The 24,731-nt window shown below is 47.2% G+C and carries 6 protein-coding genes; all 6 read left to right on the top strand.

Annotated elements, in window-relative coordinates:
- The first annotated feature begins 60 nt into the window (after window positions 1-60).
- From V6669_RS21980 to V6669_RS21955, 6 genes are read left to right on the top strand one after another with little or no spacing between them, the layout of a single operon-like run.
- Complete coding sequence (locus V6669_RS21980; protein WP_338595011.1) at window positions 61-16,839, top strand: amino acid adenylation domain-containing protein; 16,779 nt, start codon at window positions 61-63, stop codon at window positions 16,837-16,839.
- A complete protein-coding gene (locus V6669_RS21975; RefSeq protein ID WP_338588055.1) occupies window positions 16,829-21,028 on the top strand; it encodes a beta-ketoacyl synthase N-terminal-like domain-containing protein in 4,200 nt (1,399 codons plus the stop codon). Before V6669_RS21980 ends, V6669_RS21975 begins: the two co-directional genes overlap by 11 nt.
- Window positions 21,025-21,282 (top strand): acyl carrier protein, encoded by a 258-nt coding sequence (locus tag V6669_RS21970; protein WP_036668520.1) that lies wholly within the window; start codon window positions 21,025-21,027, stop codon window positions 21,280-21,282. The genes V6669_RS21975 and V6669_RS21970 overlap by 4 nt, the downstream gene beginning before the upstream one ends.
- Window positions 21,279-22,430: an acyl-CoA dehydrogenase family protein gene (locus V6669_RS21965; protein WP_221821913.1), complete on the top strand. Its 1,152-nt coding sequence runs from the start codon at window positions 21,279-21,281 to the stop codon at window positions 22,428-22,430. The genes V6669_RS21970 and V6669_RS21965 overlap by 4 nt, the downstream gene beginning before the upstream one ends.
- Entirely contained in the window at window positions 22,427-23,407 is a 981-nt protein-coding gene (locus tag V6669_RS21960; protein ID WP_338588054.1) for an ACP S-malonyltransferase, read from the top strand. Before V6669_RS21965 ends, V6669_RS21960 begins: the two co-directional genes overlap by 4 nt.
- Window positions 23,404-24,723 carry an aminotransferase class III-fold pyridoxal phosphate-dependent enzyme gene (locus tag V6669_RS21955; protein WP_338588053.1) on the top strand — a complete coding sequence of 440 codons (1,320 nt, stop codon included), beginning with the start codon at window positions 23,404-23,406 and terminating at the stop codon, window positions 24,721-24,723. Before V6669_RS21960 ends, V6669_RS21955 begins: the two co-directional genes overlap by 4 nt.
- The last annotated feature ends 8 nt before the right edge of the window (window positions 24,724-24,731 follow it).

Below are 24,731 nucleotides of genomic sequence, written 5' to 3'. Positions count from 1 at the left end.
GTAATTGATTTTTTGCCTTACACAGCTTGAATCTCAATTAAACGATGAGGTGTGGTCGTGATGGTACAAAAAACCGTTGAACTTTCCGAAACACAAAAGGGAATCTATTTTGATTGTCAGGTGAATGATCCCACTTCGTATAACATCTCAGCTTCAATACAATTTGATTATCTTCAAATGGAGATATTTCGCCAGGCCATCGAATTGCTTATGTATGAGCAAGTGGTGCTGCGTACTCGGATTGAGATTCAAAATGATGTACCCGTGTTATCCGTTCATGAAGATATGGACTACTCACTTGCCTTGTGGGACCTAAGTAGCGAGCATCAGGAGAATCCAAAGGAACAACAGTTAGAAGCATTGGTAGATGAATGCATCGGGACACCTTTTGTGCTGGAGAAAGGTCCTCTGTTCCGTATAATGATTGTTCAGATGGATAAAAGCCGATATATTCTGACCTTATGTATTCATCATTTAATATGTGATGGCTTGTCGCTTGAACTGATGAAAAACAAACTTATCCAGTCATATACATGTCTTCTTGAAGATCAGCCTGTGGATGTCAAGCTGGATGAAGGGTTCATCTCTTATGTTGAGGCAGAGAACAAGAAACTGCACGAAAACAAGTATTCCAAAGAGCGGGAATACTGGTTAAACAAAATGAAGGGAGCGGAACCTCTTTCTCTAAAGCACGACTTTCCAGCAGGTTCTGTACAAGAAGGTATTGGTCATGAACTGCGATTTGATATTTCGGAATCGTTAATGGCTGATATTACACAGATGTCCAAAGATAATGAAGTAACCGTTTTTATGTTCTTTATGGGTGCCTTTGGCATTCTTATGAGCAAATATGTCGGTACAGACGATATCACCTTTGCCTCCCCATATTCTCATCGTCCCGGTATGGACTTGGAAGAAACGATTGGATGTTTTGTCCATATGCTGCCTATGCGATTCCATATTGACCTCGAATCAACTCTAAAACCTCTGCTGCAACAAGTAGCCACAACCTGGATGGATACGTATAGGAACATCGGATATCCCAATAACCTCATTGTCAGAGACAGCATGTTACAGGCTCAACCCGGATCACCATCGTTGTTTGATATCTCCTTTGTTTATGATTCCTATGAGGAAGATATGCTCGGAACTCGTATTCTGGATCAGGATAAGGTTACATTTCCAGGAGATCTAATGGTGGTGTTGAGTCGTCTACCGCAAGGGGCTCAGTTGAAGCTGCAATATAAACCGAGCTTGTTCCGTGAAGATTCAATGGAGCGAATGGGCCAACGATTTCTATACTTGCTGAATCAACTAGTAACCAATTCTGATCAAAAAATCAGTGAGTTCAGCCTTCTGATGCAGGATGAGAAAGAAAACCTATTGTACCGATTCAATCAAACTTCTTATTTTCCCTACACTCCACAACATATTATGGATATATTTCACGATAAAGTAGCGCGTTTCCCGGAGCGGGTAGCTCTAATGGAAGGGAAGCAGCATCAGACCTATGCGCAGGTCAACGCAAAAGCGAATCAATTGGCTAGGCAGATCGTTGCGAGTAAGAAAAGTGATAACGCGGCAGTCGGCGTGCAGATGCCACGTTCCTCGGATATGGTCATTGCCCTATTGGCTGTATTAAAAGCCGGATGTGCTTTTGTGCCTGTAGACCCTTCCTATCCTTTGTCCAGAAAGGCCTATATTATGTCGGATGCAGACATATCCATAGTGCTGGCTATGCAGCCCGAAAAAGATGACAAGACTCTGGATGTCCAGTACATCTACGTTGAGGGAGATCAGGCCTATACGGGGGATGCCTCAAATCTTGAAGAGGCGCTGAATCCGCATAGCCTTGCCTATATCATGTACACATCCGGATCAACAGGCAAGCCAAAAGGAGTCATGGTTGAAAATCATAGCGTAGTCAATACACTGCTTGATCTGGAGCGTCGTTTTCCAATGCAGGCGCAGGATGTTTACTTGCTGAAAACAGCATATACCTTTGATGTGTCCGCCACGGAACTTTTCGGCTGGTTCATGGGTGAAGGCGCACTAAGTATTCTTGAGCCTGGAGCAGAAAAAGACCCTGCTCGTATTGTGTCTACGGTGGCATCACATAAGGTGACGCACATTAACTTTGTTCCAACGTTATTCCGTCTTTTTCTGGAAACGATGGAGCTTCGCTCCGATCTGTCAGCATTGGAAACGCTAAAATGGATGTTTGTTGGCGGAGAGGCAGTCACGCCAGACATCATTGAGAAATTTAACAGGTTAGGCATTAGAGCAAGTCTGGAAAATGTATATGGTCCAACCGAATGCACCATATGGGTTTCTCATTATCCGTTAAGCCATTATGAAGGCTTGGGCAATGTACCGATTGGCTACCCGCTCAATGAGTCCAGATGGTATGTCGTCGGACATCATGATGAGCTTCAGCCGTTAGGTATTCCAGGGGAGCTTTGTCTTAGCGGTGTTGGGCTTGCACGTGGATATCTGAATCTGGAACAGATGACCCGAGAGAAGTTTATCCCTAATCCTTTCTTTCAAGAAGGACAGGACGCAGAACATTTCAGGTACATGTACCGCACAGGGGATCTGGTACGTTCACTCCCAAGCGGTACGATCGAATATCTGGGACGCATTGATTTTCAGGTTAAAATTCAGGGCGCCAGACTGGAGACAGGCGAAATTGAGAATACCCTGTCAACCTATCCGGGTGTCATCCAGACCGTGGTAGTCATGAAATCATTTGAAGGTAGGTCCGGCTTGCTGTATGCCTACTATCTGTCAGAGCAGGAGCTGCCTTCTGTCGAATTGAGAGAGCACCTGTCTCGTTCGTTACCGGCATATATGATACCATCCGTTTTTGTACATAAATCCGAATTTCCATTGAATAGCAGTGGGAAGATTGACCGGAAGGCACTCATGGCAGATATCACGCATGCTCACGCTTCCAGTACGTTTTATACCGCCCCGTCTTCTGAGCTTGAGAAGGTTATAGCTGAAGTGTGGGCCGAAGTGCTCGGTGTTGAGAGAGTAGGGCGCGATGACCATTTCTTTGAATTGGGCGGAAATTCATTTTCTGTCATTCAGGCTCACAATAAACTAAAACATTATACCGATGTGGAGTTCCCCGTTCCTCGTTTTTTCGAATGCCCGACTTTGCGTCAATTTGCGGCGCTGGGATCAAAAGATGAGGGAGTTCGGATACCGACTGAAAGGGAACAATTGTTTCAAAGAAAAGACGGCATTATGCGTGAGGACATTGCAATTGTGGGCATGGCGGTGAATGTGCCGGGTGCTGAGGATATAAGGGAGTTCTGGAGTAACCTTGTTGAACGGCGGGAAAGCATTCACTTTTATAGTGATGATGAATTGAGGGAGCTTGGTGTGGAGGAAGCATTGCTGCGTTCACCTCGTTATGTCAAGGCAAAAGGACGTGCCAACGGCATCGATGAGTTTGACGCAGGGTTCTTTGATTATACTCCCGGTGAAGCCAAAATGATGTCTCCCCAATTCAGACTTTTGTATCAGGGAATATGGGAAGCGCTGGAGGATGCAGGCTGCAGACCGGATGAAGCAGGTAAGGTGGGTGTGTTCCTTGGCGGGTCCGATGACTTCGAATGGTACCGTCAAGTACTTTTTAACGATGCTAACTATAGCAGTAAATACGAAGCATTTACCCTCAGTACCAATCATTTTCTCGCTACCCGAATGGCTTATAAGCTTAACTTAAAAGGGCCGGCCTATACCGCTCTGACGGGATGTTCTACTTCACTGGTTACACCTCATCTGGCATGTCAATCTTTGATCGTTGGAGAATGTGATGTGGCCGTGGCTGGTGGGATCACCGTGGAGTTGCCCAATGAAGGGGGTTACATATTTGAGGATGGCATGATGTTCTCCACAGATGGACACTGTCGTCCATTTGATGCGGCAGCCAGTGGAACCGTCTTCTCCAATGGTATGGGAATTGTGGTGCTGAAGCGGGTAACCGATGCTCTGCGGGACGGAGATCATATCTACGGGGTCATCAAAGGCTCAGCAATTAACAATGACGGACAAGAGAAACTCAGTTTTCTTGCTCCTAGCGTAAGCGGACAGGCTGAAGTCATTCAGGATGCTTATAAGGTAGCCGGAGTAGACCCGGAAACGGTGAGTTATATCGAAGCACATGGTACGGGAACGTTGCTTGGTGATCCAATTGAAGTAAACTCGTTAACTCGGGCCTTTGCTTCCGACCAAAAGCAATTTTGTTATCTGGGTTCGGTCAAAGGCAATGTGGGACATATGGATACAGCCGCAGGTGTGGTTGGTTTAATCAAGGTAGCGCTCAGTCTTGGACAAGGTTATATCCCTGGAACAGCGAATTATGAGCAGCCTAATCCCAAAATTGATTTTTTGAATACGCCTTTTAAAGTTAATGCACAAGGTGTGGACTGGAAACAGGGTAATGTTGGAGTCATGCGCGCAGGAATCAATTCATTTGGTGTGGGGGGCACGAATGCTCACATGGTATTGGAGGAGGCTCCCGAGATGGAGAAGTGCAGTCCCGATGATGACGTAAATATATTGCTTTTTTCCGCCAAAACAGAGCACTCGCTGAACCGCACCGCTGAACGGATTATGGAACATCTGACTCAGCAGCCGGATCAATCTGTATCGAACGCAGCGTGGACCTTGCAATCAGGTAGATCTGTTTTTGCGTATCGTAAGGCACTCATTCTGGATAAGAAATGGAAGGATAATCCGGACAAGCTGATACAGCAGCTGGGGAAAGCACGAGTATACCATTCGGCTCAAGGAACTCGTCCCGTATACTTTATGTTCCCCGGACAGGGCAGTCAGTATCAGGGAATGGGTGCAGAACTATACAGATCTACAGAGCAATCAGGCCTGGCCCCAATCTTCAGAAGTTATATCCAGGAAATATTGGACCTTCTGCCCGCGGAAGAACGAGAAGAAATGCTGTCCGTTGTATACGGAGATCAGCAGCCTGAGCGAATAAACCAGACAGAGTACAGCCAATTCGCACTGTTCATGACAAGTTATGCGCTGGCCAAGTCGCTGCTGGATCTGGGCATCAAGCCAGATGGCATGATCGGGCATAGCATTGGTGAATTGGCTGCCGCAGCGGTAGCGGGGGTGTTCGAACTCGGAGATGCTGTCAAGTTAGTTCGACTTCGCGGACGTCTGATGCAGCAACAACAACCCGGGGTCATGCTTGCCATTATGGCGGATGCACAGCAGGTGAAGTCACAACTGGAGGAAGACATGTGGCTTGCCCTGGTGAATACTACAGGTTCGAGCGTGATTGGTGGGACAGCTGAAGCCATTTCACGGATGGAAGCCAAGGCTGAAGGACTGGGCTGGAAGTGCATTCGTGTGAAGACCTCCCATGCATTCCATACGCCAATGATGAATCAGGCTGCCGAGGAATTTAGACGTTATCTAGCAGAGCATTCACTTCATACGCCACAGATTCCATTACTGTCCAACACCAGTGGAACATGGGCGCTTGGAGATGAAATCACTAAACCTGACTATTGGTCCCGTCATATTTTACAGCCGGTGTTGTTTGAATCAAACCTGGCTGAAGTGTTGAAGGATGAGCGGGCTGTATTAATTGAAGTAGGTGCAGGACGAACGCTAAGCTCTTTTGCCAGACAGCATAGTCAATCAAGAGATTCCCAGACGGTACTGAATATGCTACGTCACGTAAGGGAGACAGAGCAGGATAGTATCTATGTGAACCGCAGACTTGCGGAGTTATGGTGCGAAGGCATTGAACCGGACTGGAAGGTGCTCAAAGGGCAGACGGTACGACGCAAATGCTCTCTGCCTACTTATGTTTTCAACAAACAATCCTATCCTGTCAGTGTTTCTCTTTCTGGCTCATCAGCAGCGGAAGGAATGGGTACCGGGGATGATACGGGGCATGCAGAGCAGGGTATGGGAAGTGGCTCTACTCTAGTAAAAGGGACAGTTTATACAGGTGATTCCGACCAACTGAAACAGATTGTCCTGGACGCATATCGAACGATTTTTGGCATCAATGATCTAGATGAAGAGGTTAATTTCTTTGCGGTCGGAGGAGATTCTCTCAAAGCAGTCAGCTTGTCTGCATGGATCCGGTCTCATTTAGGAATTCAGCCTGAGGTAGCAGATATTTTCAATCATTCAACGCCTATTCAACTGGCGGAGCATCTCTATGTCATGGCGAAACCAAAAGTGGACCAACAGACCATTCAATCAGCACCCACTATGGATGCGTATCCAATCTCTTCTGCACAGATGCGTATGTTCACACAAGCGATGCTTGATCCAGGCAATACGGCATACAACCTACCATCTGCAACCATTATTGAAGGTGAATTGGACCGTATAAGAGTTGAGGCTGCTTTGCAGAAGTTGATACAGCATCATGAGGCGCTCAGAACATTGTTTGAGATACGGGGTGGTCAGATCGTTCAGATCATCCAACCTTCGGTTCGCTTAAGTATGGGCTATGCAGAGCAACATGTGGCAGATGACCAAGAGTTGCCTGCGATGATCGAGACATTGATTCGTCCTTTTGATCTGGGGAGTGCTCCGCTTATGCGGGTTGAACTGATTAAGATAGGCGAGCGCAAGCATCTGCTATTCTTTGATATTCACCATATTATCGCAGATGGTACATCTGTCGAAATCATCACTCGTGACTTCAACGATTTATATTTTGGCAAAGAGCAAGCAGTCCGATTGCAGTATAAAGATTACGCGGTATGGCAGCAGCAGCGTCTCGCATCACAGGAATACAATTCACATCAAACATACTGGCTGGACCATCTTGGCCCTTCTTTACCTGTGCTGGAGCTTCCACTTGACCAGGAGCGTCCATCACAGCGATCCATGCAAGGGGGACGTTTCCATTTCACGTTGAATCGTTCGGTAACACAAAACTTGCACGAGCTGGCTTCCTCATCGGAAGCATCCATGTATATGGTAATGCTAAGTGTGTGGAATCTTCTTCTCGCACACCGCTCAGGTCAGCAGGACATTGTGGTAGGAACCCCTGTTGCAGGAAGGATGCAAGAGGAGTGGAAAGAGACGGTAGGCATGTTTGTCAATATGATTGCGATGCGGAATTTTCCAACGTTTGATCGTACGTACACTGATTTTTTACGCGAACTTAAACAACATACTCTGGATGCTTTTGCGTATCAGGAGTATCCGTTTAATGAGCTTGTGGCACAACTGGGCGTGACACGTGAGTTGAACCGAAATCCGGTATTTGATGTTTGTTTTGATTATCAGAACATGGATTTGCATGGACTTGAACTTCATGGTTTGCAATTCAGTTCTTTTCCGGTGGAGACAGGTACGTCTACTTATGATCTGTTAATGACTTGTCAAGAAAACAGGGAGAAGCAGGTGATTGAAGGATATATCGAATACTCGCTGGATCTGTTCCACCGGGACACAGTGGAAGGTATGATGCAGGAGTTTATCGGACTCTGCCAAGAGGTTGTACAACAGCCTAATCTGTCTCTGAGCGAACTGTTTGAGAGAAACGAACGTTCTCATGAGCACCCAGTCCATCGTCTTGCTGGTCCACGTCTGGATTACAATTCTGCGGGGGGTCTGCATCGGCTGTTTGAGTTGCAGGCAGAACACACACCAGACAAGGAAGCTCTCCTTGTATCATCCGGAGCCTCTTTTACCTACAGGGAGCTTAATGAAAAAGCTAATACGCTGGCTTGGAAGCTGATTGATCAAGGTGTGCGCCGGGATGAACCTGTGGGCATATTATCCAGACGAGATGAATCATTGATCATTATGCTATTGGCAGTGCTGAAAGCTGGGGCGGCTTATGTGCCTCTGGATCCTGCTTTTCCACCGCAGCGCATCGTGAATATGATCGAAGATAGCCGAATGAACGTATTGCTGTGTACGCCTGATGAAGAAGGCACAGTGACTTTTAGCGGAGAGCGATTTGTGTATGATCCAACTGCCCAGGATGTGCGCTCATCCGTTAACCCGGACTTAAGCTTCCTGTCTTCGGACCTGTCCTGTGTGATTTTTACCTCAGGATCAACGGGTCGTCCCAAAGGGGTCATGATTACTCATGAGGCGATGGTCAATTTTGTTGAGGACATCAGGCACCGACATATTTTTACACATGAGACAGATCGCATTATCAGTGTAACGACCATATCTTTTGATATTTTCGGATTTGAAGTGTGGACACCATTATGCACCGGATATTCGCTGTATCTGGCCAATGAGCAGGAGCAGCTTGACCCGGCTCTTACTTCACGTCGAATACGTGAACATGGTATTACACACATTCTTAGCACGGTCTCACGCATTAAGGCATTTGTCGAAAATCGGGAATTCGCTCAGGCGCTGGGCAATCTGCGGTGTGTTCTTACCGGAGGGGAAAATGTCCCTGTGGGACTCCTCACCGATCTGAAGCGGCTTACGCCCGCTCGAGTCTTTAACATGTATGGACCAACGGAAACTACGATCTGGTCAACGACCAAAGAATTGAATGACACAGCTGCGATTACCATTGGCAAGCCCATTACCAATACAGAGATTTATATTCTGAATGATGAAGGTGAAATACTGCCACCTGGAAGTTATGGAGAGCTGTGCATTGCAGGAAAAGGATTATCCCGCGGTTATCTGCACAATGCAGCTGAGACCGATGCCCGATTCATTGCAAACCCCAATGTTTTGGGAGGCCGTTTATACCGAACTGGCGATCTGGCCCGTATACTGCCGGATGGGGATGTTGAGTTAATGGGACGGTTGGATCAGCAGGTGAAGATTCGTGGCTACCGGATTGAACTGAATGAGATTGAGCAGGCAGCGATGAATTATGAACGTGTAAGGGAGGCTGTCGTTAAGGTAGAAGGGGCCGAGCCACATTCATTGCAATTAATCCTTTTCTACAGTCTGAAGCCTGGGATTGGGTTGTCCGTTATGGAAGATGAAGACGCACAGATTCGGACCTGGTTAAAGCAGCGGCTTCCACAGTACATGATGCCTTCTCGCTTGATTCGTCTGGAAAATCTGCCTGTGCTGCCTAATGGCAAACTGAATCGCAATGCCCTTCGTCTGGCTGATTTTGAAACGGGAGAGAAAGCTAATCCGGCTCAGGTTTATGGCTCATCCATTCAAGGAATCGAGCGGGCAAAGGTTGATCTGGAGCAGATGCTCATTGCAGCGTGGAAGGAAATGTTGAATCTGGATACGGTTAATATCCATGATCACTTTTTTGACATCGGAGGCAACTCGCTGGGGCTTATTCTGATCAATAATCGCCTGAATGCCTATCTGGATAAAAGCGTTCCGCTGGTGCAATTGTTTGAGCATTCCTCTATTGCATCACTGGTCAATCATCTGGTAGCTGAGCAGATGCTGCCGACAGTTACACAACAGGTACAAGAGGAGAGCGGACATATCGCTTCGGCTGGATATCCTGTTACGAACCCGGAGCCGACAACAGCTCCAAAAGAGTATGTGAGGAGCACAGTTGAAAACAGCAAAGTGGAGCAGAGCAGACCGGAACAGATTATCCCGTTTGCTTCAGAACACAGTAGCAGAATTTCTTCTTCGTCGGATATCGCAGTCATTGGCATGGCAGGGCATTTTCCCGGATCAAGAAATATTGATGAGTTCTGGGATAACCTAATGGCAGGTAAGGATGGTATCACCCGTCTAAATGAGGAGGATCTAACCGCTGCGGGTGTACGACCGGAAGACTTCAAACATCCTGATTATGTACGGGCCAAAGGTGTACTGCAAGATACTGAGTATTTTGACTCCGGATTTTTCGAATATCCACATCAGGAATCCAACATGATGGATCCGCAAATACGGCTGCTGCATCAGTGCTCATGGGAGGCGCTTGAGCATGCCGGGTGTGATCCTTACAGTTATGAGGGATCTATAGGATTGTTTGCGGGAAGTGGACTAAGCTTACCATGGATGGTGCAATTTCTAGGTCGTTCCGGTAATTTGCTACAGGCTTTTGAAGCCATGACTTTAAATGAAAAGGACTATATTACAACTCGGGTATCTCACAAATTAAATCTGAGAGGGCCGAGTATGGCCGTACAGACCGCATGTTCGACCTCTTTGGTTGCTATCCACCAAGCTGCTGAATCGCTGATTCGGGGGGAGTGTGATGTGGCACTTGCGGGAGGTGTCTCTATCTCCTATCCGCTCAAAGAAGGTTATCACTGGCATGAAGGCATGATTTATTCAAAGGATGGTCATTGCAGACCATTTGATGAGCAGGCATCTGGTACTGTGTCTGGTAATGGATGCGGAATAGTTGTGCTCAAGTCACTCCGCGACGCGCAGAGAGATGGAGATCATATCTATGCAGTCATTAAAGGTTCGGCGATTAATAATGATGGCATGGACAAAATTGGATATACGGCACCGAGTGTGGCCGGGCAGGTCAAGGTTATTCAATCTGCCCTGCATCGTTCGGGAGTGTCTCCTAAAGAGATCTCCTATCTGGAGGCGCATGGAACAGGAACCAAGCTGGGGGACCCGATTGAAATCGAAGCGCTCAGGCAGTCATGGGGAACAGATCTTAGGAATTATTGTGCTCTAGGTTCTGTAAAAGCCAATATCGGGCATCTTGATGCGGCAGCAGGTGTCGCCGGTTTTATTAAAACCGTACTGACGCTTTATCACCGGGTGGTTCCGCCACAGATTCACATGAATCGGGCGAATCCAATGTTGGAGCTGGAGCATAGTCCCTTCTATATCAACAGGGAGCCACAGCCATTAGAAGACGCGAAGCATGTTTTGCGAGCAGGTGTCAGTTCGTTTGGGATCGGGGGTACCAATGCTCACGTCATTCTGGAGCAGCCTCCTGTTCAAGAGAGCCAAGCCAATTATGAGTCATTGCTTCTGCTGCCCTTCTCGGCCAAAAGTGAATCGGCGCTGGAACGCACGTACGATTCGGTTCTACAGGCGATGCATGCATTGCCTGAGCAGTTGCCCAATGCTGCGTGGACGCTACAGAAGGGAAGAAGCAGATTCATTCATCGTAAAGCACTAATCGTTGTAGACGGTTATATTCCGCCAAGCGAGCAGTCTGTGGAGTTTGAGACACAGGCAAGTGTGATAAATGGGAAGCCTAAGGTCATGTTTTACCTAAGCGGAAATGCAAATTGGGAAGCGCGCAAGATTCGGGAACTATATGCTTCTGTGTATCGGAGCCAGGTCTCAGAGATATTCAAACAGCACTTTGAAGAGATACTGAACCTCTTTGAGTCCAAGGAACAGTATGCCATTCGCCAAGGCATAGGGCGATCGTTAACTGATTCAAGGCTTGAGCGCATGCAGTGCTTTGTTGTGCAATATGCTCTTTATAAAACCGTGATGCAGCTTGGTGTCAAGCCAGATGCTGTTTGTGGACAAGGCGTTGGCGAACTGGTGGGGTTGGTTATTAGTGATGCACTTGATCCAGTACATGCCGTAGGGCTTTTATACAATTTGGAGCATTGGTCACTAGAAGAAGGAGCATTGTCAGATGCTTTGACTGGAAGGATGACAGATGCAACTGTAACAGACCATGCGTCGAGTATTGCACCACTGTTATCTCCAAATTTCCTGTTTACGCTGCTAAATCGCAAGACGCTTTCTGAATCTGATGGGCATACGTTGTGGATCGTTTCGAATCAGCAGCAGGATACAGACCAAATAGCCCCGGATTCATTTTCAGAGTCAAACATCATTGCTCTTACTGGAGATCGTCATAGCTTGCTTGAGGCAGACGTGTATTTAATGAAAGTACTTGCTTTTTGCTGGTGCTCTGGCATGGAGTTGGATTGGGAAGAGTTAAACGGAACGGGGGGGAGGCAAAAAATCTCCCTGCCGACGTATTCCTTTGATCCCATTGTTCATCAACATGATGTTGCGTTGTATCAGCTTGCAGGTATGTCACAGGTTGCAGCGGGTTCTATCGCAGCATTAGACCAATCTCCATCTGGGAAAGTCAGGATTCAACGGACTGATGATGAGATAAGGCATGTATTATCGCAATTGTGGCAGGAGTTGCTTGGTCATGGAGAAGTCGGCCTTGAAGATGATTTCTTTGAGCTTGGAGGTCATTCTTTAAAAGCGATTTCCTTGGCGTCGAGGATTAAAGAAATGTTTGGACTGAATTTGGGGCTGGAAGAGGTTTTTGATCATTCAGTGTTTGAACACATGGTTCAATGGATTACTGAACATCAGGCTACAAGTGACTCTGATTCAGTGAACCCAATCTTGCCTGTTACTAAGAAAGAGAAATACAAGACCACTTCTGCTCAGCGAAGAATGTATGTGGTGCATGAGTGGATGAAAGGTGAGAGTACGGCGTATAATCTCGCCAGTTCCTATAGGGTAAGGGGAAAACTTGACCCTGCCAAATTCAGAGTAATAATGGATGCACTGGTAGAGAGACATGAAGCATTCCGTACCAGGTTTGAAATGATTGATGGTGAGCTTTTCCAAATTGTGGAGGATCAGGTTCCAAGCGTTGTGGAGTTGCTGGAATTAGAAACAGCAGGGTTAGAGCAGGTCATGGAATGGATCAAGCCTTTTGATCTGACCAGCGCACCATTGGTTCGTGTTAAGCTCATTCGCCTTTCTCAAGAGGAACACATCTTATTCATCGACATGCATCATATCATTTCGGATCAGAGTTCCATTGCCATCCTGATGCAGGATTTTGCACGCATGTACAGAGGAGAAACATTGCAATCTCTTAACATTCAGTATAAGGATTATGCGGAATGGCGTGATGAAGCTGCGTCACATGCACAATCTGTTGTAGACGCCGAGTTTTGGATACAGGAATTCAAGGACAAGCCTGCACTGGTTGAATTGCTTACAGACTTCCCAAGACATGGCGCATCATCCTACAGCGGAGACCGACGTTCCATTGAACTTGGTGAGTCGTTAAGCACACAAGTCAATGATTTCTGTACTCAACAAGGGCTTACACCCTATATGTTGTTTATGGCAACTTTGAATCTATTAATCTGGAAGTATACGGGTCAAGACGATTTGGTCGTAGGTACAGCGGTTGCGGGACGTGAGAAGCCAGAACTCAATAACGTTATGGGGATGTTCGTGAACATGCTCGCCATTCGCACCAGCATGGACAGAGAATGGTCCACCGAGACGTATTTGAATGAGATGCGTGGCAAGCTGTTATCCTGTTATGAACATCAGCATTATCCTTATGAAGCACTGGTGGAACAACTTGGTCTATTCGGTGATTTAAGCCGCAACCCCCTATTTGATGTGGTGCTAAATTACATTAATATGGGAACCGATGATCCTGAAGCCGCGGAACTGATACTTGAACCATGGGTCGAAGGTAAGGTGGATGCCAAATTTGATCTGACTTGGACACTGGTGGAGCACAAGCAATGTTACACGGTTGAACTTGACTATCGCTCGGATTTGTTTAAAGCGGAGTCCATGGAACTGATGCTGGATAAATTCCGGTATATCCTGTCTCAGATCACAACAGGGGATAATGAACGAATTGGTCAGATTAAGCTCACTACACCGGAGGAAGAGGAATGGCTGCTGTACGGAGTCAACGATAATGCCGCTCAGTATCCGCGAGATGCGACCATTTCCCAATTATTCGAGGAACAAGTTCATGTGCATGCACAGAAGACAGCATTGGTCTGGGAAGACGGTGAATGGAGCTATGCGGATCTGTATGAACGTGTTCAGTGGCTGGCGTTCAGGTTGCTTGGACAAGGGGTAAAATCAGGCTCCAGTATTGCTCTCATTCTGGACCGTGGACCGATCCAGATGATCAGTATTCTTGCTACACTCCAAGTGGGTTGCAGTTATGTCCCGATCGACCCGGCTTCGCCGCCATCGAGAATTGAATTTATTTTGCAAGATTGCGATGCGGCTGTGTTATTGACTGAAACGGCGTATGCCTCGACATGGCAATCTGTAGTTCCTTGTATCGTGCCCGCAGATGAACTGGCAGCATTTGATTCAGGAGATATGCAGGAGCCCGTTGAACATATGAACAAGACTGCTCTTGACCCGGCTTATATCATTTATACATCAGGGTCAACAGGAACCCCGAAAGGGACTGTGATGAGTCATCGCAATGTGAGCAAAGTCATGAAAAATAGCAATTTTGTCACCGTCGTGCCAGAGGATCGTATCCTGCAAATTTCTAACTATGCGTTTGACGGTTCCATTTTCGATATTTTTGCTTCATTAATAAATGGCGCTACTCTTGTATTAATCTCAAAAGAGACCATTTTGGATATGGCTCGTTTGGCGGATGTCATCCGACAGCAACGGATTTCAGTATTTTATATTCCGACGTCCTTGTTTAATATGCTGGTGGATTGGGATGCTGAATGCTTGAATAATGTGCGTAGAGTGATGTTTGGTGGTGAAGCTGCATCGGTGAGCCATGCCAACAAAGCGCTTGCATGCGTGGGGCCGGGCAGGCTGTTAAATGGATATGGGCCAACGGAAGCAACCTTTTTTGCCTCCTACCACTTATTACAGCAAACAGAGCCTTATACTGGCTCATTGCCTATAGGATACCCCCTGTCTAACACAGCCTTGTATGTTCTGGATGATGAGCTGAAGCCTGTGCCACCTAATGTTCCAGGGGAACTGTATATCAGTGGAGATGCGGTGGGTATTGGATATCTTAACCGTGAGGATCTTACCCGGAAACACTTTCTTGATGATCCCTTCCGCAAGGGAGAACGAATGTATCGGACAGGTGACATCGTCAAACGTCTGATTGACGGCAGTCTGATTTTTATTGAACGTTCGGATTTCCAGGTCAAAATTAGAGGTTTCCGCATTGAGTTATCGGAGATAGGCAACTGCGTGGAGCGTCTTTCGGGAGTTCGTGATGCCTTTGTCATGACAGCTATAGAACCATCAGGAAGTCTACACATTGCCGCTTTTTATACAACCGATACTGGAGCAGATGCTGAGTATATTCGAAGAGAACTTCACCAGCAGCTGCCAGAGTACATGGTACCTGCACGAATTATTCGAATGGATCATCTTCCGATTAATGCCAATGGAAAAGTGGACCGAAGAGCATTGTCCGAGCATTTGGTTGAGGAGCAGCAGAGGTCTCTGGAAGTGAATTCACCTCGGACAAAAACGGAGCGTGTTATTCTTGCCGCCATGCGACAGATCCTGGGTAATCCGGGCATTGGTGTGGAAGATCACTTCTTTCAAAATGGGGGGCATTCGCTCAAAGCGATTGCATTCACTCAAATTTTGGCAAAAGAAGGAATTGCCATCAATGTGAACGAATTATTCCAATATCCGACAGTTAGAGGACTTGCCCGATTGGTAGACATTAATCCTCCGGCGTCAGTTTGGTCAGATGATAGCCTGCATATTCAGTCCCCGATAGTCATACCACAGGACATAACACTTCATGAGAAACAACTGGACAGCCTGGTCCTGCACGTTTTAAACAGCTGCAATCAGGTTTCATCTTTTATGGCGGGCATGACCCCTATGGGTCGATACCCACTATCTCCAATTCAACAAGCACATGCTTCTACGACTTCACGAGCAAGCGGATTTACAACAACGCTGGAAGGCGAATTGAATGAACAAGCTGTAAAACACCTGATCCTTGGGGTTATATCCCGGCATCAGTTGCTGCACAGCATGATATATGAGGAAGAACAATTGTATTGGCATCCATGTGATATGTCATTAGCGGCGGACATACTGCAACAGCTTATCCCATATCTTGATATTCGTCATTATGCTTCGGATACGATTGAGCAGTTGGAGTACAAACTGGTTCAGTCTCTGTTATACAAAACGTATACGCTGAAGGAACTACCTTGGCGTCTGTGTATTTTGCGTACAGGAGCCACAGAGCATAAGTTGATTTGGAGTTTTGATCATCTTGCGTTTGATGGTATGAGTGCTGAAATCATCAAGCAGCAACTTGAATCGAAGGCATTATATAGACCGCAAGGTATAGAGATCGAGAGTAATCTTCTGTACCAAGTACGAAATTATGAGGATTATGTAAATTTTCTGTCTCAAGGCCCCATAGGGGTATCAGAAGATGAAATAGAGAAACAATTTTCGCTTCAGGCATGGAATAGATGTAACACCATCGTCATGAACAAGTTGAAGGAAACAGAAACATTGTCGCCTTCAGCCATGACTGCCGAGTTGTCCCTTGCAGGGAAGGAGCCTGCCGATGTTTGGTGGACATGCTTTGAAACTTTTGCCAACATCATTGCGGCTTATCTGGACATAAGCCAATTGCCAATAGCCCTCGTGCATTACGGAAGGGAGTACGGCGAAGAATCCTACTATGATTATGTGGGAGAATTCCTTGATCTGATTCCAGTGCTGGTAGACAGTGAATTCACACAGGAAGATCTGTTGGAACGTCTGGAATTTACGAAGCAACACAGCATTAACTTTATGGCACTTACACATGATTCTTCCCTCTCGGCACAATATGATGGCATACAGGAACAATTGGGAACTGCCTACAGGCAAGCAGAACAGGAGCCGCGTCAGATGATTCTGTTTAATTATCAAGGCTTCATCTCCAGCAGCGAAGCGATCCCAATGTCGTCTCAGTCGTCGGATGACCAAGATTCGAATTCGGGACTCGCCCAATTCGAATGGGTTATTCGCTACGATGAAGAGTGTCTGTACGTACATCTGGCCTGTCAGGCTGGTCTGGACATCAAACGTATGAAACAACTGATTGATGACAAGCTTGGTAGCGAAGTGAAAGTGGTAGTTCACAATGAGGCAATGGAGGTGCAACATGTCCAGTAAATCCATACAGCGAGGACCCGAGCTGATTGTGCCAGAGCATTATTCAACAGTGGCTGAGATGCTAATCTACATTGCAGATACTCATCCAGAAAAGGGAATAACCTATATCAGCTCTTCAGGTGACGAACAGTTTGAATCCTATCCTGAATTACTGATGCAGGCGCGCAAGTACCTGCAGTCTCTTCAGGAGCAAGGCATTCAACAAGGACAGGTTGTTATTTTGGAGATTGACCAGTCACAGGAATTTTACCGTACCTTTTGGGCTTGTATGCTGGGGGGCATTATTGTCGCCCCGGTTAGTCCTCCGGCTGCCTGGGAACCAGGCTCAGCCGGTCTGGAGAAATTCACGAAAGTGTGGGAGGTACTCGGGCGTCCGGTAGTGATCGTCGAAGAAGCCTACCTGCCCAAGTATAAGCAGCTTGGGGAAAGTCCTGTATTCAAAGGTCTTATGTTGATTAGCGTGAACCAGCTTCAAGCAGGCCAGCAGATGGCTGATCTATGCCCAACCTCTCCTGATGAGATTGTGTTCCTGCAATTCTCATCAGGAAGCACGGGAATTCCCAAAGGCGTGCAGTTAACAAATCACAATATTATCGCCAACAGTATTGCATGCAAGACTTTTCTTGGAGCTGAAGAAGGAGATAATGTGTTTACCTGGTTGCCGCATACGCATGATATGGGGATATTTGGACAACACCTGACACCCGTCCTGAGTGGAGCCAACATCATGGTGATGTCACCTTATACTTTCGTACGGTCGCCTTATCTGTTCTTGCGCAAGATTACGGAGCATCAGGGGAAATGGTTTTGCTGTACCAATTTCGGTTTCGAATGGATGGTTCAGAAGATCCCGGATTCCAAGCTCTCAACGCTTGATCTGTCTTCACTGCGTATGACCTTGAATGGTGCAGAGCCTATATCAACGTCTGTTATTGAGCGATTTGTCAAAAAATTCAGCTCTTGTGGCTATCGTCCCAATATGATGTTTCCTGCGTATGGCATGGCCGAAGCGACAGTAGGTGTATGTACCTCCAGACTGGGGGAAGAGCCACGAATTGAACGTATTTCGCGTTCGCGGCTGGTGCAGGAAGGACTGGCTGTACCAGTCCAGCCGCCTAGCAATGATAGCCATACTTCGGATGTGATCGAATTTGTCCATGAAGGATATCCCATGACAGGGATTCAAATCCGGATTGCGGATGAACAGGGTGAAGTGCTGGATGAGCGGGTTGTTGGCGAAATCCAGATCCGTGGTGAATCGGTAACCTCTGGATATTACAGTCTCCCGGAGATCAATCGTGAAATGTATGTGGATGGGTGGCTTCGCACTGGAGACTTGGGTTATATGGCTGATGGCTCCCTGGTTGTAAGCGGACGAATCAAGGACATTGTGTTTATTCGGGGACAGAACCATTATGCGCATGATCTTGAAGAAATTTTGTACCAGAATAGCAGCATTCCGAGAGGGAATCTGACGGTAGTTGGGCACTTTAACAGCCTCAAACAAGTAGAGGAGCTACTTGTATTTGTTAAATACAAATCGGGCACTCCACAGTTTCTGGAGGTACGACAGGATCTGATCCAACGTATGAGGGCTGGATTGGGTATTGAGATCACCCATGTTCTCCCGATCAAGGTTATTCCCAAAACGACGAGTGGCAAGGTTCAGCGCTTCATGCTGAGAAACGAATATGAGCGTGGAGTATTTTCCAAAGACATCGAGGCCATTGAAGAGCTGATTCGCGAAAACACACAACAGCAACAACACGAGACGGTTTCCGCATCGTCTTTGGAGTATACCGTACGTAAAGCCTGGGCCGATATTCTTCAATTGCCCGCAGGAAAGATTGAGATGGATACTTCTTTTCTCGCACTTGGAGGCAATTCCATTCTTTCCTATCAATTACTTGACAAGCTGTCTGCACATATGGGACGTGAATTAGGACAAGAACTACTTGTTTTTTGTAGTACAGTACGTGAGATGGTGGAATATCTGCAGGAACTTCCAGCAGATACGAAGGACTTTGAACAGGCTGAAACAACAGATAATCACCTGAATGTACATCGTGCTATTGCTATTACCGGACTGTCTCTGCGTCTGCCTGATGCCGACACCCAAGAGCAGTTCTGGAGCAATCTGGTTAACGGGTTAGATAGTGTTGACCGGGTTAGTTTAGAGCGTGCAACACGTTCCAAGCAACCCGATTGGGATGACTGGATTGGGGAACTGAAGCAACCGGATACGTTTGATCATGAGTTCTTTGAAATCCCGTCTGAACAAGCTGCATTTATGGATCCGCAGCATCGCAAGCTGCTGGAAGTTGCTCATGAGGCGCTGGAGGATGCGGGTATGCTCGTGGACCATGAGGATAAGCGTGATGTGGGTGTGTATGTAGGGATTAACCCAAGCACATACTTCGATCTGGTTGTTGATTATATGAACCGGAGTCTTGGAAAGGCTGTTCATTCTCACGCTATGGTAGGCAATATGTCCAATATAGCAGCTGCCTCCATTTCACACATGTACAATTTCACAGGACCGGCACTGTCCATAGATACGGCATGTTCTTCTTTTCTGGTAGCACTGACACAAGCTGTGGCGGCCATTCAGGACAAGCGTATCTCTGGGGCGGTTGTAGGTGGAGCGAACATTTTGGCTACACCGCATGTTCATCAACTATCACGCAATGCTGGAATCTGTTCTTCCACTCAACATACGAAGGTATTTGACCGGGAAGCAGATGGTTCAGTCTTGGGGGAAGGTGCTGTTGTTGTATATCTGGAGCCGCTAACAGAGGCAGTTCGCAACAATAAGCATATTTATGGTGTGATTCGCGGGACAGCGGTGAATAACGACGGATATTCCCTGGGCATTATGGCACCCAACCCTCAGGGGCAATATGAGGTACTCCGTGCCGCTTATCGCGATGCCAACCTAAACCCGAGCGAGATTTCTTATATTGAAGCACATGGATCAGGGACAAGGATTGGAGATCCAATTGAGGTGAATGCCTTGCTCCGACTATTCCGGGAAAAGGGATATACAAGCGACAATTCAATTGGATTAGGTTCAGTCAAAACCAATATTGGTCATTTATTTGCAGCCTCCAGTGGAGCCAGTCTTGCCAAGGTTCTGCTCAGTATGCAGCATGGGGAACTGGCACCAAGTCTGCATATGGATAATCCGAATCCAGCCCTCCGACTGGAGCAATCGCCGTTCCATATCGTTAGCGAGCGTAGATCATGGGATGTACCTGAAGGAAAAACACGGAAGGCAGGCATCAGTTCGTTTGGCCTGGGAGGTACGAATGCCCACATTGTGCTGGAAGAATGGAAAGCCCCTGTCCGTGCAGATGCCCCGGCACGAGGCCAATTGTTAACGTTCTCTGCGAAATCAGAGCAGGCTTTAAAAAAGCTGATTGATAATACGGAGCAGTATGTGAAGAAACATGCGGACCTGGCACTAGAGGATCTTTGTTTTACCCGGAACAGATATAGAAAACATTATCGGTATCGTGCAGCAGTAGCTGTCAGCCCCACCGGAGAGTGGAACATCGAAGAGATGGAATTTGGCTTTAAGCCTAGAAACCGAGCTGCTCGTGTCAATATTGTGGTTGGGGGGCATGAGATTCGCGGAGAAGATGAAGCGGAAGCACGCCAAGTAATCAGGCCAGACGTTTCTAATGAAGATACGGTATCTACCTTGAACTATTGGGTGACCTTGCTTGAGACACTTGTACGTCTGGTCCCTTCCATTCAGGAGATTCGAGGAATAGCTGCAGGAGAGGAGCTTGTATCCCGTTTACATCTGGATGGCGAGGAACATCACAACGCTCATGCAAGCCAATCCATTCCAGTGAACAACAGAGTGACTTTAGACAGTTTGCAAGACACACCTGGCAAGATGGCAAACGCCGACATTGTAATTATGATTGCTGCAGATCAGACAGTGCAGCAGCTTGAATACAGTGGCAAGGAGAGCTTCATCCGCCTGTCTGCCGAGCCGACACTTACCATGGAGGAGCAGCTTGCTGCATTGCTGGGACAGCTTTATGTACGTGGTGCTGCGCTGGATTGGGAACAGTTACATCCGAATGGCTCTGGCCAGATTGTACATCTGCCAGCACATCCATTCGAGCCGTATGTACATTGGATAGATGTGAATCAGGGAACGGAGGTCATGATATGACAAAAGAAGAAATTGAGCTTTTTCTCAAAAGCGAGATTGCTGCAGCGTTGAATCAGGAGCCAGAGGACATCGATGAAGAGATGAATTTTTTGAAAATTGGTGTCTCATCTGTGCAGGCGCTCAAGATCATTAATCGTGCGCGTAAGCATCTTCAAGTTGACATCAGTCCGGTTGCGTTGTTTGAATACAAAACAATTGCCGAGTTCGCCGCATATCTCAATGAATCTCTCCTTCAAGAGGGGGTTGCGGAATGATTGAAGTGGATGTAGAGCAAGAGATCATTCATGAAGCTGAATTGTTTGCTGCCCGTGAAATTCGTCCTTATGCTCAACAGATTCAAGAGCAGCAAGCCATTCCCAGAACATTGATCCGTGCCATGGCTGAAAAAGGTTACTTGGCTGCCTCGATCCCGGCTGAATATGGCGGCATGGGTCTCGGTCCTAAGGCGTACGGGCTGTTGACTGAAGTATTTGGCAAGGCTCTTCCAGCCGTTCGCAGCTTGTTAACGGTACATACTTCACTTGTAAGTGAAACTTTGGTACGTTTCGGAACGCCTGAGCAAAAATCGTCCTGGCTGCCCAAGTTGGTGAAGGGAGAATGGATTGCTGCCTTTGGCCTGACTGAACCGGAAGTTGGTTCAGATGCCAAAAGTGTAAAGACCGAGTGGAGAGAAGAATCGGACTGTTATGTTTTGAATGGAAAAAAGAAGTGGATTACGTTTGGACATCTGGCAGATGTATTTATCATTATTGCCTCGAATCAGGGACGAAGCACTGCTTTTTGGGTCGAACGCCAGTTTGAGGGTGTACAGACCAAACCTATTGAAGGTGTCATGGTTGCGGGAGAGACAGGTATAGCTGAGATTGATCTCCATGAGGTGCGTGTACCAAAGAATCACATTATTGGACGTCTGAATGAAGGTTTTGAGTACATCGTAACCGGGGCGCTGGACCAGGGCAGATATAGCATAGCCTGGGCAGGGCTGGCGATTGCGCAGGAAGCACTGGATGCTATGGTGACTTACTCAAGGAAGCGGAAGCAATTTGATCAGAAGCTGAGTCATTTTCAGCTGATTCGCGGCATGATTGGAGATGCGGTGACAAAAGTCCATGCAGCACGAGCATTATGTTTACGGGCAGCCGAGCTGAGAGAAGCCAAGGACCCGCAGGCCGCTATGGAGACAACGATCGCCAAATATTTTACGTCCAAAGTTGCTGTTGAAGTTGCAAGCGATGCGCTACAGGTGCATGGTGCGAACGGAATTAGTAACCAATATCCTGTTGCCAGGCTGTATAAGGAAGCCAAAATTCTGGAGATTATTGAAGGCTCTTCTCAGATGCAGCAGGAGATGATCTCGCATTACGGATTAAAAGCCTATTACAAGCGTGGCGGTAGCGTATGACGTTCTGTGCGCTATTTCCCGGCCAGGGAAGCCAGTATATCGGAATGTGCAGTGAGTTGTTGGACAGTGAGCCAGAGGCGAAGCAGATCTTTGCGGAAGCGAGCGAGGTGATCGGATTTGATTTGAAGGCACTCGTTATGGAAGGAACCCTGGATCAATTGACGGTCTCTGAATATGCTCAGCCTGCTGTACTGACAGCAAGCTACGTTTTATTTGATTCATTTGTTCGCCGAACAGGAATGACTCCAGATTATGCAGTAGGTCACAGTTTGGGGGAGATTTCGGCTTTAGTAGCGGCGGGAGCATTGCGATTTGCTGATGGAATCCGTTTTACAGCTCAGCGTGGTGCATTGATGCATCGCTCCATTCAGGAGCAAAAAGGAAGAGCGGGTATTGTTGTTGATGTAACCCAGGAAACGCTTGAAGAATTAGTCGAGAATATTCGTCAGAACGAGTATGTGACGATCTCCGGTTATAATTCACCGGGACAGTTTGTCGTCGCAGGTACTGCGAAGGGGCTTCAATTGCTGGATGATCAGGTGGATGGCTACGGTGGGGAATTCATTCCTTTTCGCATGATGCCAATGAAGGCAGATGCACCTTATCATAGCGAGTTGATGCAGTTCATTCAGCCTGAGCTTGAAGAGATGCTTGCAGGGATTTCCTTCTCTGCACCGGTGTTTCCCATCTGCTCTACAGTACATGGGGAGTTCATTCGCGGAGCCGAGGACATTCCTAAGCTGCTGAGCAGCCAGCTTTTGCAACCCATTCGCTGGAATCAGGCATTGGCACGCGTTCAAAATCTGGGAGCAACGGTATGGATCGATATCGGTCCAGGCCAGAGCGTAAGAAATATGCTGGCTGAGAATAAGACCTTGCCTGCAGCCTATTCGCTGGATGATCCGCAAGATCGGTCCAGGTTACTGGAGCGATATGAAGCAGTAAACCAGACAAGTGGGGGAGGCGATAAGGGATGATCACGGAGATGATGCAGTACAATCAGCGGGTGAAACAATGGCTGCCTGGAGGTGTGCACTATAATTTTCACCTTCCTTGGGAAGAGACACCGCTCCATTTCAAGCATGCTTCCCGAAGCAGAGTGACGGACATGAACGACAACGAGTATTTGGATCTATATGCCCGCTTTGGTGCCCTCATTGTTGGCCACGGCAACGAGGAGTATAACGAGTGTCTGAAGGATACCATTGACCGTGTTCTTTCCGTAAGTCATTGCGACCTGGATGCAGAGGCTCTGGAACTGATCCATCAATATGTACCCTCAGCAGAGATGATTCGTTTTGGGTTATCAGGCACGGAGATTGTCCAGAATGCACTTCGTCTTGCCCGGGCGTGGACAGGTAAAAATCGCTTTGTACGTTTTGAAGGCCATTATCATGGCAATGCGGACAATATTATGGGTGGCAAGACTGCACGTACAGGTCTGCCTGTACCTTCAGACTATCCTGGTGACATGAAAGGAACAAAGGGGAGGGCAAGGGATGCCATGGAATCTCAATCCTACCTCTTGCCATGGAATGACGCACCCCGTCTGGAGGAACTATTTCGCCAGCATGGAGACGACATTGCAGCAGTAATCATGGAGCCGGTTTGTGTAAATGGAGGCGGAGTCATGCCTGCTCCGGGTTATCTGCAAAAAGTCAGACAGTTATGTGATCAGTACCAGGTCGTGCTCATTTTTGATGAGATTATAACAGGATTCCGTATGGGTCTCGGTGGTGCCCAACAGTTATTCGGTGTAACGCCTGATCTGACTACACTTGGGAAGGCAATCGCGGGTGGCGGAGTTCCAGTGTCAGCCCTGGTTGGCCGAGCGGATATCATGAAATTGCTTGTAGACAAAAAAGTAATTCATGCGGGTACGTTTAATGGCTATCCATTAGGTACAGCTGCTGTAAAAGCTACGCTGGAAATGTTAGGACGCAATGGAGGACAGGCAATGCACAGCATGAACCGCCACGCTGAGATGATGCATGACATACTCTGCCAGGAAGCAGTGAAGGTAGGTCTGCCTTTAATTGTTCAAGGGCCGTCTGGCTGTGCTTCTTATCACTGCTGCACGGAGCCGCTTACGGATACGGCTGAATATACGTTTGAATTAATGTCTTTTGATATTTTGTTAAATAGCAAGCTTGCTGAGCACGGTGTTCTGGTATCTACGCTCTCGCGGATGTATCCAAATATCCTGCTTGATATGCAAGATGTTGCCTGGTTCAGTGAGCGTGTCCCTGCAGCACTTGCAGAAATGAAAGAGATCTACGACGAGCTGATCTAATGGTAGCT

It is taken from the genome of Paenibacillus sp. Y5S-9, from assembly GCF_036894235.1.
In the GTDB taxonomy this organism is placed as follows: domain Bacteria; phylum Bacillota; class Bacilli; order Paenibacillales; family Paenibacillaceae; genus Paenibacillus.
The sequence above is the reverse complement of the archived record's forward strand: the minus strand, read 5'-3'. Positions and strand labels throughout refer to the sequence as shown.